10 protein-coding genes and 1 pseudogene are annotated in these 11,549 nt (G+C 71.3%); all 11 read left to right on the top strand.

From position 1 onward, the window contains the following. Positions 1 to 805 (top strand): annotated as a pseudogene (locus ACXAHD_RS28625) (hypothetical protein); the annotation flags it as partial. After that, the gene (locus ACXAHD_RS28620; protein ID WP_281550859.1) at positions 802 to 1,584 is read left to right on the top strand and encodes a CIS tube protein; all 783 of its coding nucleotides are present in this window, start codon (positions 802 to 804) and stop codon (positions 1,582 to 1,584) included. The pseudogene ACXAHD_RS28625 and the gene ACXAHD_RS28620, both read left to right, overlap by 4 nt. 15 nt (positions 1,585 to 1,599) lie before the next feature. Continuing rightward, entirely contained in the window at positions 1,600 to 2,655 is a 1,056-nt protein-coding gene (locus tag ACXAHD_RS28615; RefSeq protein WP_475054495.1) for a phage late control D family protein, read from the top strand. Next, positions 2,652 to 3,296, top strand: coding sequence for a phage baseplate assembly protein V (locus ACXAHD_RS28610; RefSeq protein ID WP_289213309.1), 645 nt, complete (start codon positions 2,652 to 2,654; stop codon positions 3,294 to 3,296). The genes ACXAHD_RS28615 and ACXAHD_RS28610 overlap by 4 nt, the downstream gene beginning before the upstream one ends. Before the next feature lie 17 nt (positions 3,297 to 3,313). Then, positions 3,314 to 3,712: a PAAR domain-containing protein gene (locus ACXAHD_RS28605; RefSeq protein ID WP_281550857.1), complete on the top strand. Its 399-nt coding sequence runs from the start codon at positions 3,314 to 3,316 to the stop codon at positions 3,710 to 3,712. Further along, positions 3,709 to 4,110 carry a GPW/gp25 family protein gene (locus ACXAHD_RS28600; protein WP_281550856.1) on the top strand — a complete coding sequence of 134 codons (402 nt, stop codon included), beginning with the start codon at positions 3,709 to 3,711 and terminating at the stop codon, positions 4,108 to 4,110. The genes ACXAHD_RS28605 and ACXAHD_RS28600 overlap by 4 nt, the downstream gene beginning before the upstream one ends. Next, positions 4,107 to 7,652: a putative baseplate assembly protein gene (locus tag ACXAHD_RS28595; protein WP_289213308.1), complete on the top strand. Its 3,546-nt coding sequence runs from the start codon at positions 4,107 to 4,109 to the stop codon at positions 7,650 to 7,652. Before ACXAHD_RS28600 ends, ACXAHD_RS28595 begins: the two co-directional genes overlap by 4 nt. Further along, entirely contained in the window at positions 7,649 to 8,635 is a 987-nt protein-coding gene (locus tag ACXAHD_RS28590; protein WP_281550854.1) for a baseplate J/gp47 family protein, read from the top strand. The genes ACXAHD_RS28595 and ACXAHD_RS28590 overlap by 4 nt, the downstream gene beginning before the upstream one ends. Beyond that, on the top strand, positions 8,632 to 9,258 hold the full coding sequence (locus ACXAHD_RS28585; RefSeq protein WP_281550853.1) for a phage tail protein: 627 nt from the start codon (positions 8,632 to 8,634) through the stop codon (positions 9,256 to 9,258). The genes ACXAHD_RS28590 and ACXAHD_RS28585 overlap by 4 nt, the downstream gene beginning before the upstream one ends. A 16-nt stretch (positions 9,259 to 9,274) precedes the next feature. Next, positions 9,275 to 11,095, top strand: a complete 1,821-nt coding sequence (locus tag ACXAHD_RS28580) for a hypothetical protein (RefSeq protein ID WP_281550852.1) — start codon at positions 9,275 to 9,277, stop codon at positions 11,093 to 11,095. 29 nt (positions 11,096 to 11,124) lie between these two features. Next, positions 11,125 to 11,409, top strand: coding sequence for a hypothetical protein (locus ACXAHD_RS28575; protein WP_281550851.1), 285 nt, complete (start codon positions 11,125 to 11,127; stop codon positions 11,407 to 11,409). Positions 11,410 to 11,549 lie beyond the last annotated feature (140 nt).

Here is an 11,549-nt window from a genome sequence, read left to right as displayed (position 1 = left end):
GCCGAACCCGGTGTGGACCGCGGCCGGTTCCGCAGTCGCCGGCCGGCCCACACCGCCGGTGACCCCCCTGCCCGCCGCCGGCCGGCCGCTGACGATCCAACGCAAGGCGGTCGCCGCGACCCTGTCCACCGGTGGTCCGGGGGCCGGCCCCGCAGGACGGCCGGCATCGACTGGCCTGGCTGCTGCGACGGGCGCCCCGGGCGTGACGGCCCGGCCGCGCCCGACCGCCGTGCCGGGGCCGGCGGTCACCGACCCGGCCGACTGGAGCGAGTTGACCGGTGCCCCGGGCCGAGCCGCCAGTGGACCTCATCTGACCTTCCGCGTCCCGGCAGCGCCGGACCGCCCCGCCCGGCCGGCAGCCGGAGTGCCGTCCGTCGCCCGACAGCGGCCGCCTGCCAGCGCCCCGGTCCAGGTGGTCACCGCGCGGCCGCCGGCGGCCCGACCGGTGCCACAGCTTCCGCTGTCCGCGGTGGCTGCTGTCGCGCCGGTCCACCCGGTCCCTGGCATCGTCGGCGTACCGTCGGTGGCCGGTAGGCCGTCCCACCCGTCGATGGTCGGCCCCGCGCGAGCGGCGACCGGGCATCGCGCTGTCGGTGCCGGCGGCCGCGGACCCGGTGCGCCTGACGTCGGCGGGCAGCGGCCGGGCGCTCCGGTGGTCGATCCGCCCCGTCCCGACCGTGGCGTGCCGCAGCTGCCTGTTCAGCCGGCCCCGCGGGTCGACGTCGGGCAGGTCACCGAACAGGTGCACGGCCGGATCATGCGCCGGTTGGCCGTCGAGGCGGAGCGTCGGGGGGTGCGGCGGTGAGCCTCAACAAGGCGGGTCTGGCCAACGCGCTGCTCGGGTTCGGCCCCGGTGGCGGAGGACTGCAGAAACTGACCATCGCCCACGACGGCGCGGATTTTGATCGCAACGGCCCGATCGAGGCGCTGTTCAATCCACACGAGATCACCCGGTCGCGGTCGGTCAGCTGGTACGCGCACGAGAGCGCCGGCAAGGGCAGCGCGTGGACGTGGAGCGGGCTGCAGCAGGAGTTCGCGGCCATGCAGCCCGCGACGCTGTCGCTCGAGCTGTTCTTCGACACCTACGAGTCGAGAGCGGAGTCGTCCATGTGGGCCCGGGCCACCTCGATGGTGACACCACCCAATCCGTTCCAGACCGGCGACGCGACCGACGTGACCGTGCTGACCGGCCGGGTGTCCCGGCTGGCCGAGTTCGACAAGGAGTTGCACCGGCCGCCGTTGTGCACCCTGTCCTGGGGTGCCTTCGCCGACATCTTCACCGGCGTGCTCACCCAGATCAGCGAACGGTTCACCATGTTCCTGCCCGACGGCACGCCGGTGCGGGCGACCGTTTCGTGCAGCTTTGTGGAGTCGCTCACCGACGCGCAGCTCAAGGAGCGTGAGCTGCACTCGTCCGACGTGCACAAGACGTGGGTGGTGCGGCGCAACGACACGTTGCACAGCATCGCCGCCGCCGAGTACCGGGATCCGCGCCTGTGGCGGCACATCGCCTCGGCCAACGGCATCGTCAACCCCCGTGACCTGCGTCCCGGCACGGTGCTGACCATCCCGCGGTTGAGCTGAGCGGAGAACCAGGTGATGCAGACTGCCGAGTCGGGGCCGGACTTCGAGATCCGGTGCGGTGGCCGGCGCCTGCCGCCGGAAGCCCACAAGGACGTGGAGTCGGTGACCGTGCTGGAGGACCTGAACGCGCTGAGCATGTTCACCGTGACGTTGAAGAACTGGGACGCGGACCGGCTCGCGGTGACCTGGTCGGACTCGACGCTGTTCGCGGTCGGCACCGAGGTGCGGATCGCACTCGGGTATGTGAAGGACCTGCACCTGGCGATCATCGGGGAGATCACCAGCCTGGAGCCGTCGTTTGTGGAGGGCCGTCCGCCGATGCTGACCGTCCGGGGCTACGACCTGCGTCACCGGTTGGCCCGCCGGCAGCGGACCAGGACCTTCACCCGGACCAGGGACAGCGCCATCGCCCGCCAGTTGGCCGAGGCGGCCGGTCTGCGTGCCGACGTGACCGACACCGGCACCGATCTCGACTACGTGCTGCAGAACAATGAGACCGATCTGGAGTTCCTGCAGCGGCGGGCGGGACTGATCGGGTACGAGATCCATGTACGGGACAAGGTGCTGACCTTCCGGCCGCCGCAGCACGGCCGGTCACCGGCGGCGAAGCTGCACGTCGGTGACGACATCTCCCAGTTCACCCCCCGGCTGCGCACGATGGGCCAGATGGCCGAGCATTCCGTGCGGGGCTGGGACGTGACCGGTAAGAAGGCCGTCGTCGCCGTGGCCGGCTCCGGTCCCGGACCCACCACGACGGGCGCGGTGACCGGCCCCCGGCAGGTCGGCCGGGTCTTCGGCAGGACCAGGTCGACCAGGGTGGACCTGTCGGCACCGAACCAGGCCCGTGCCGACCAGCTCGCCCGGGGGCAGTTCGACGACCTGGCGTTGAGCTACGTCACCGGCGAGGCCGAGTGCGGTGGACAACCTCGGCTGCACGCCGGTGAGGTGGTGCGGATCGAGGGGGCGGGCGCGACGTTCAGCGGCGACTACTACGTCGTCTCCGTCAGCCATGCGGTGACCGCCGCGCACGGCTACCGGTCCAGCCTCGAAGTACGGAGGAACGCGGCGTGACGGACGTCTACCACCAGTTGGTCGGTCGGGAGCCGGCCTACCCGGACGGGCGGTACCACGGGGTGGTGATCGGTATCGTCACCAACAACAGCGACCCGGACGGTCTGGCGCGGGTCAAGGTGGCGCTGCCCTGGCTGGCCGACGACGTCGAGACCGACTGGGCGCGGGTGGCCTCGCCGATGGCCGGCCCCGGCCGCGGCTGCTACTTCCTGCCCGAGGTCGGCGACGAGGTCCTGGTCGCCTTCGAACACGGCAACCCGGAGATCCCCTACGTCGTCGGAGGGTTGTGGAACGGCAGGGACGCCCCACCGGTCGACAACGACGACGGCAACAACGACGTACGGGTGATGGTCTCCCGCAGCAAGCACGTGATCCGGCTGATCGACACCAAGCAGGACGAGCGGATCGAGATCGTCGACGGCAGCGGCAGGAACAGCATCGTCATCAGCACGAAGGACAACCAGATCACCGTCACCGCCGACGCGGACGTGGTGATCTCCGCCGGCGGCCGGTTGCGGCTGGCCGGCGCGGGCGTCGAGATCACCTCCACGGCCGATGTCAAGGTCGAGGCGAAGTCCGCGCTCGCGGTGAAGTCCAGCGGCCAGCTGGACATCAAGGGCAGCCAGGTCAACATCAACTGAATGGGGGGTGAGATCACATGGGACAGTTCGCGGCGAAGCAGGGTGACCGGGTCAACGCGACCGACATCCACGTCGTCATGGTGCCCGGGGCACCCGCGCCGACTCCTACACCGTTGCCGCATCCCTTCACCGGGATCATCAACGGCGGGCTGAGCGCCGATGTCAAGATCATGGGGAAGCCGGCGGCGGTGGCCGGCTCCACCGCCGAGAACACCCCGGCGCACGTACCCACCGCGCCCGGCACGTCGTTTCAGAAACAGCCGTCGAACACGGCCACCCTCGAAGGCGGCAGCGCGACCGTGAGGATCAACGGAAAGCCGGCGATCAGGTCCGGTGACCTCGCGTCGACCTGCAACGATCCGCAGGACCTGCCCAGCGGCGCGGTCCTGGCCACGGGTACGGTGACGATCGGGTGACCAGCGCGGTGAACCACGGATTCCTCGGCACCGGCTGGGCGTTCCCACTCGGCTACGAGCCGGGGCAGGGCATCCGGCTCAGCGACGACGGCGCGGCCCTGATCCGCCAGTCGATCGGGCTCATCCTCGGCACCGCGCCCGGTGAGCGGGTGATGCGGCCGGACTTCGGCTGCGGCATCCACGACCTCGTGTTCGACGTCAACGACGTCGGCACCGCCGGGCGGATCAGCCGGTCGGTGCGGGAGGCACTGGCCCGCTGGGAACCACGGATCGACGTGCTGGACGTCTATGCCGCACCCGACCCCGACGACCGGCGCCGCCTGCTCATCGAAATCAACTACCAGGTGCGTTCGACCAACAGCCGGTTCAATCTCGTCTACCCCTTCTACCTGGCATGACCGGACAGCCCCCACCCATCGACCCCCGCGACCGCGAGGCGCTCGCCGCGCAGACCGCCGCGCTGGCGACCCGGTACAGCGGCTGGCGGCCGCCCACCGACGGGCGGCGGGACGCCGGTCAGGCGCTGATCGGCATCTTCGCCCGCTACGCCGAACTGGTGGTGCAGCGGCTGAACCAGGTGCCGGAACGTGACTACCTTGCGTTTCTCAACCTGATCGGGACCCGGCCGGCGCCGCCGCGTCCGGCCCGCGTGCCGCTCACCTTCGCTCTGGCCCAGGGCAGCCAGACCGAAGCGGTGGTCCCGGCCGGCACTCAGGTCGCGGCCACCCCGCGCGACGGCGAGGACGACGAGGTCGTCTTCGAGACCGTGACCGATCTGGTGGTCACCCCGGCCCAGTTGCGGACCGTACTGGTCGACGACGCACCGCAGGACGCCTACGCCGACCGCAGTGCCATGGCCACCGGCCAGCGGGACGAGCCGTTCGACGCCTTCAACGGCGATCAGCCGGTGCCGCACCGGTTCTTCGTGGCCTGCGACCCGGTTCTCGCCGCCGAGGGAACCAAGACGGTCACCCTGGCACTGACCGCCTCGCACGCCGCCCTGCTCGCCGAGTGGCCGATCTCCTGGGCCTACTGGGACGGCGCCCGGTGGCATCCGGTCGAGGCCGGGACGACGCTGTGGGACGGTGCCTGGACGGTGACGTTGGCCGATCTGCCGCCACTGCCTGCGTACGATGTGGACGGCACCACCGCTGGTTGGCTGCGCGCGCAGCTCGACATGCCGATGCCGCAGCCGGTCTCCGGGCTGGCGCTCGACGCCGTCGCGTCCGGCCGTCGGACCCCGCAGGCCGCCGTCGACGGGTTCTACCCGTTCGGCGAGAGCAGTCAGGTCCGGTGGTGCTACCTCAGCGTCGGTGTGGTGGTCCCCGGCACGGTGGCCCGGCTCGCGGTCACCCTGGCCCGGCCCGGCACGCCCGCCGACCCGGCGACCCCGGTGCGGCTGGTGTGGTCGTACAAGGTCGGCGACGAATGGCGGCGGCTGGGCGAGTCCGGCACGGCGACGGCGGAGTCCGACGGCGACGCCGCCGGGGAACTGGTCGACAGCACGCTCGCGTTCACCGCCGACGGCGAGGTCAGTTTCCGGGTGCCGGCCGACTGGCCGGCCGAGCTGTTCCAGGGACGGCCGGGCCACTGGCTGCGGGCCGAGATCGTCGACCACGGGGCGACGTACGCCATCCTGCCCCGGCTGGCGGCGTTGTCCGTCGGCTACGACTGGGAACTGCCCGTCGTCACCGGCATCGACGCGCGGGTGCAGACGCCACCGGATCCGGTGGCGTTGCCGCAGGCCTTCAGCAACACCAGCCCACTGGACGTGACCAGGGACTTCTATCCCTTCGGCGAACAGCCACGGTTCAACGACACCTGCTATCTGGCGTGCCCGGCGAGCCTGGTCTGGCCGGGTGCGGAACTCGTCGTCGACGTGACGCTGACCAACGGGCCGGCCGACCAGGCGGATCCCGTGGTGCCGCCGGTACGCACCGATGGCGACCCACGACTCGTCTGGGAGGCATGGGACGGCGCGGCGTGGCGGGGGGTGATGGTCGACGACCCGCAGTACGCCTTCACCGACAGCGCCACCGTGACGCTCACCCCACCGGACGGGTTCGCGCGCACCGAGGTGAACGGCGTCGAGGCGCACTGGGTGCGGGTCCGGCTGATCGGCGGCGACTACGGGGTCGCGGCCCACTACACCCGCAACGACGACGGAGGCTACGAACTGGTCGACGCCACCTTCGCTCCGCCGGTCGTCACCAGGTTGTCGTGGCGGTCCCGGGCCGGGCTGGCGGCTGCGGTCCCGGCCCAGGCCTGTGTGACCGAGAACGACTTCCGTCTCGTCACTCACCACCGCGACGGTGACGAGCGGTGGCAGATCACCCCCTTCACCCCCAATCCGCACCGGGACCGAGCTCTCTACCTCGGCTTCGACCAGCCGTTCGACAACCGGCCGGTCACGCTCTACCTGCAGGTCGAACCACCGGCACCCGAGGACGTGGTGGCCGACCGGCTGGCCGGCGCCGACCTGACCGACCGGGCCGACCTGGTGTGGGAGTACAGCGGTGCCGACGGTTGGCGGCCGTTGATCGCGGTCGACGAGACCGGGACGCTGGGCGACCGCGGCGTGGTCCGCTTCGTCGGTCCTCCGGACCTGACCGCCCGGGAGTCGTTCGGTCAGCACCGGTGCTGGTTGCGACTGCGACACCGGCGTGGCGGCTTCGCGATCCCACCACGGCTGCGTCGGGTCTCGCCGAACACGACGTGGGCTACGCAGACGACCACCATCACCGGGGAGATCCTCGGATCGGGCCTCGCCGAGGCCGGCCAGCGGCTGGCCACCGCGCAGACACCGGTGCTGGCCGACCAGCGACTCGTCGTCCGCGAGCCGCAGCGGCCGTCACCGGCGGAGGAGGCCGCGCTCGTCGAGGCCGACGGCGCGGGTGCCGTCACGGCCGCCGACGATGCGGGGCAGGTCTGGGTACGCTGGCACGAGGTGACGGACTTCCACCGCTCCGGGCCAGGGGACCGCCACTACACGATAGACGCCGCCACCGGCGAGATCGGATTCGGTGACGGGCAGGCGGGGCAGGTGGTGCCGATCGGGCAGAACAACGTCCGGATCACCTACCGCACGGGCGGCGGCGAGCGGGGCAACCGACCTGCGGACACCATCGCCACGTTGAAGTCCGCGGTTCCCTACCTGGACTCGGTGACCAACCTCGAGCCCGCTTCCGGCGGGTCCGGCTGGGAGCCGATGGAGCGGGTGCGGACACGGGGGCCCAAGGCGCTACGCCACCGTGACCGGGCGGTCACGGTCGACGACTTCGCGGACCTCGCGTTCGAGTCCTCGGCCGAGGTGGCCCGGGCGCAGGCGGTGTCGCCCAGCGGGTTCGATCCGTTCGACCTGTGGCTGGACCCGGACCAACAGCCGGGCGGTGAGCATCAGCAGGCTGACGCAGGTGGGGTCGGGGTCATCGTGGTCCCGTTCTCCACCGCCGCCCGACCGGTGCCCAGCCTGGGTCTGTTGCGTCAGGTGGACCGGCACCTGCGGGCGCGGTGCGCGCCGACCGTCGGCCTGTGGGTGGCCGGCCCGGAGTGGATCGAGGTGACCGTCACCGCCACCGTGGTGGCCGGCGACCCGACGGCCGCCGGGCTGATCCAGGCGCGGGTCGAGCAGGTCCTGGACCGTTTCCTGCATCCGCTGACCGGCGGACCGGACGGCACCGGCTGGGCGTTCGGCCGCAAGCCGCACCGTTCGGACATGTACGCGGCGGTCACAGCAGTCGACGGGGTCGACCATGTCCGCGAACTCGAGGTGGTGCAGGTGGCCCGGTCCGAGTCGCTCGGCGAGCGGTTGGCGGCGGTCCTCGGCCGTTCGCTGGCGCAGGGCGCGGCCGAGCCGGTTGCCGCGGACCTGACCCGGTGGCTGGCACGTGCGCTGGTCTATTCCGGGCGACACCAGATCACCGTGACCCTTCCAGCGTGAGGACCGCCGTGCCGATTCCGTTGCCGAACCTCGACGACCGCGACTACGACGACCTCGTCGGCGAGGCACGGTCGCTCATCCCGGTCCTGCTGCCGGAGTGGACCGATCACAACCCCAGCGACCCCGGCGTCATCCTGGTCGAGATGCTGGCCTGGTTGACCGAGATGCAGCTGTACCAGGTCAACCAGATTCCGCAGAGCCACACCCGGAACTTCCTGCAGCTGCTCAACGGCCCGGAGTGGACACCTCCGACCACCGGTGGGCTCGACGCCGCCGTCCGGCAGAGCCTGGCCGACCTGCATGAGCGCTACCGGGCCGCGACCGCGGACGACTACGAGTACCTGGTCGGCACGGTATGGCCGGCGCAGCGACAGCCCGCCGGGCCGGACCGGGTGCGGCGGGTCCGGTGCGTGGCGGGTCGTGACCTCGCCGGTACGGATCCGGCCGCTGTCGCCCCGGCACACGTCAGCGTCGTCGTCGTCCCGGCGCCGGGTACGGAGACCGACACCCATCCGGTGCCGACCGAGGAGCTGACCACCGAACTGCACGACTTCCTGGCCCCGCGTCGGCTGCTGACCGTACGTCACCATGTCGTCGGCCCGCAGTACGTCGACATCGGGATCTCGGCCGATCTGGCATTGCGCGAGGATGCTCCGCCGACCGAGGCGCTCGCCGACGCTCGGGCCCGGCTGCACCGGTTCTACGACCCGTTCACCGGCGGTACCGGCGGCACCGGCTGGCCCTTCGGACAGGGAGTCCACCCGTCCGAGGTGTATGCGGTACTCGAGCAGTCACCCCTGCTCGACTACATCGAGAACGTCCAGCTCGCCCTGGTCGGCGCCGGTGGTGGCGTCGGTGCCGGTGACACGGGGGGCAGCGTCGCGCTGGACGTGCACCAACTGCCCCGGCTGGCCCGCCTGGACCTGGTCGGCTACGACGGCTACGGCCGGACCTACCCGCCCGGCGGGGAGGGCGCACGATGAGCCGGTACCTCGATCATCTCCCGGTGATGTTCCGGGAGGACCCGTTCGCCGGCCGGTTCCTGCTGGCCTTCGAGGCGATCCTGACCGGCCGCGACGACGTCGAGGGTCTGGAACAGACCATCGGACGTTCGGCCGACTACATCGATCCGGTGCACACCGGTGAGGACTTCCTGCCGTGGCTGGCCGGCTGGGTGGCGTTGAGCCTTCGCGCGGACTGGGACGTGGACACCAAACGCGGCTTCATCCGGGAGGTCGTGCCGTTGTACCGGCAGCGGGGGACCCTGGCCGGGCTGCGCCGGATGCTGGAGATCTACCTGCGCCCGTTGGCCGACCAGGTGACCCGGGAGGACGTGGTGATCCTGGACGGGTACGACACACCCGCCCACTACTTCCAGGTACAGCTGACTCTCGGCGCCGCCGACGGCGACGAGTTGCGCAGGGTGCAGGAGACCGCACGGGCGATCATCGACCGGGAGAAGCCGGCCCACACGTTCTACGCGCTCAAGGTCGTGGTGCCCACGATGCGGCTGGTCTCCGAGGAGCTGAAGGAACGCGAAGGCGGCAAGCCGGAGCGGCTCGTCCTCAACCGCAACACGTTGCTCGGCACGCGCGACTCGACCTGAAACCGGAGGAGGTCCGATGGCGGACTACACCCAACCTGACGTCGTCTCGAAGCGTGTCCGCTTCTTCGACGGGCAGTTCCTGGAGGACCAGGACTTCATCGACGAGCAGAGGTTCCACCTGGACCGTGAGCGTCGGCAGAGCCGGCTGCTGCGGCTCACCGGCGTCAGCGAGGGCCTGGGCCTGGCCGCCGCGGACGAGCCGTTCCGGGTCACGGTGTCCGCGGGGATGGCGGTCGACGCCCTGGGCCGGCACCTCGTCCTGGCAGCCGCCGCCGAACTGCCGCTGGGTACGGCATTCGCCAACCAGCAGAACGTCGAGGTACGCCTGGCCTACCAGGAGTCCGCGACGGACGTGGGACAGACCGGGGACGGCGGTGTCGGCGCCCGGCGTTGGGAGGAACGTCCGAAGGTGGTGGTGGTCGCCCCGAACGGGACGACGGCGGTCGCTCCCGCCGAGGCGGAGCCCGATCTGGACGGGCCGACGGTGCTGCTCGGTCGAATCACGGTGGCCGACAACGGCGACGTCGCGGTGCACGGCACCACCGCCGAGCTGTCCAGTCTGTCGATGACGGGCGGCATCGGTGTCGGTGTCGCCGCCGGCACCGGTCTCGACGTGGGCGACTTCGATCACCAGGACCGGCATCTGACGTTCCGGGTCGCCGCCGACGACCAGCACCGCAGCGGGGTCCGGTTCTGGGCCGGCGCGACCAACCAGGGATTCTCCGTGGAGTACGACGGACGGTCAGCGGCCGGACGCGGCCTGCACGTGCGAACCCACGAATCGGACGCGGACGGAACGACCAGGCTCTTCATCGGCACCGACGGACATGTCGGCGTGGGCACCGCCGACCCGCGGGACACCGCCGGTTGGGGGCGGGTGGTCGATGTGGTCGGTACCGGGAGCACCAGGCTGTCGGTACGTACGGCGAACGTGGACGGTCGGGTGACGGCGCACGACGGGGGCGTGTTCGGTGCGCCGCCGGGGATGGTCGTCGGCACCGCGACCGGCAGCCCGCTGACCCTCGTCACCGGTCAGGCCGCCCGGCTGAGTATCAACGCCGCCGGGCACGTCGGCATCGGTACCGCCGATCTGTCGGGCGCATTCGGTTGGGGGCGGGTGGTCGATGTGGTCGGTACCGGGAGCACCAAGCTGTCGGTACGTACGGCGAAGGTGGACGGTTGGGCGATGGCGCACGACGCGGGGATGTTCGGTGCGCCGGCGGGGATGATCGTGGGGACCGGGACGGCGAGCGCGTTGACGCTGGTCACCAACCAGGCTGCCCGGCTCAACATCAACACGGCCGGCCAGATCGGGGTCGGCACCGTCGCCGTCGCCGGGCATCAGCTGGCGGTCCGGGCCGAGCACCGGCATCTGCTGTTGCGCCGGGAGGCGGGCGAGGTCCAGCCGGGACGGAAGCTCGTCTTCCTGGAGTTGCAGCAGGCCGACACGACCCCGCCGACCGTGTCGCCCACGACGCTCGCCATCCGGTTCCACCACGGCGGCCGGTACGCGTACCAGCTCGAAGTGGACCCGGCCGGTTTTCACTTCCGGGCCGCTGACGGCGAGCCCCGTAGCATCCACGCCGGGCAGGTGACCGCGCAGACGGTGCGTATCGGTGACGTCGTCGTCGGTGAGCGTGAGCTGAGGATCCTGAGGAAGCTGGCTGACAACGAGCTGGTCTGCAAGCTGCGCAACACCTACTACGACAGCTACATCTGGGACAGTGGCCAGAAGCGTGGCGACAGCCCGTACCGGTACGCCCTCACCTGGATCCCGGGGCAGCCGGTCGCCTCGCACACGAAGACCTTCTGGCAGTTCGAAATCTCCGACCAGTGACAGACGACCCACGACGGGACGGATCAGGTATGCGGGAGCAAGTGGAGCAGCGGGTCGCCGAGCTGGAGGCCGAGTTGCGGGCCGGTCAGCAGATGCTCGCCGAGGTGGAGGCCCGGCGGGCCGACATCCAGCAGACCCTGCTGCGGATCACCGGTGCCATCCAGGTGCTCAACGAGTTGCTGGCTGTCGGGCCGTCGGCCGGGCCGGTCGCCGCCGGCACCGCGACGGACGCGGTCGGCACCCCGGCGGCCACCGCCGGCACCGGCACGGCCCCGGGGGCGGTGCCGGACCGGCTGGTGCCCCAGCCGCTGTGATCAGCGGCGGTCGGCCGGGGCGGGGGGGGGGGGGGGGGGGGGGGGGGGGAGCGAACAAGGATGAATAGTTGAGACCAAAACCAAAAAACCAGCCCACACACCAGCCCATAAATTCCGCCTTCCTCCCCCACCCCCCCCTC

It is taken from the genome of Micromonospora sp. ABR4_055 (assembly GCF_056160425.1).
Note: the sequence above shows the minus strand (reverse complement) of the source record. Positions and strands in the feature narration are given on the sequence as shown.

What these genes read in the sequence shown, in the direction of transcription:
- ACXAHD_RS28615 (WP_475054495.1), top strand. Translation starts at nt 1,600, where the DNA reads ATGCAGACTGCCGAGTCGGGGCCGGACTTCGAGATCCGGTGCGGTGGC.
- ACXAHD_RS28580 (WP_281550852.1), top strand. Translation starts at nt 9,275, where the DNA reads ATGGCGGACTACACCCAACCTGACGTCGTCTCGAAGCGTGTCCGCTTC.
- ACXAHD_RS28585 (WP_281550853.1), top strand. Translation starts at nt 8,632, where the DNA reads ATGAGCCGGTACCTCGATCATCTCCCGGTGATGTTCCGGGAGGACCCG.
- ACXAHD_RS28595 (WP_289213308.1), top strand. Translation starts at nt 4,107, where the DNA reads ATGACCGGACAGCCCCCACCCATCGACCCCCGCGACCGCGAGGCGCTC.
- ACXAHD_RS28575 (WP_281550851.1), top strand. Translation starts at nt 11,125, where the DNA reads ATGCGGGAGCAAGTGGAGCAGCGGGTCGCCGAGCTGGAGGCCGAGTTG.
- ACXAHD_RS28605 (WP_281550857.1), top strand. Translation starts at nt 3,314, where the DNA reads ATGGGACAGTTCGCGGCGAAGCAGGGTGACCGGGTCAACGCGACCGAC.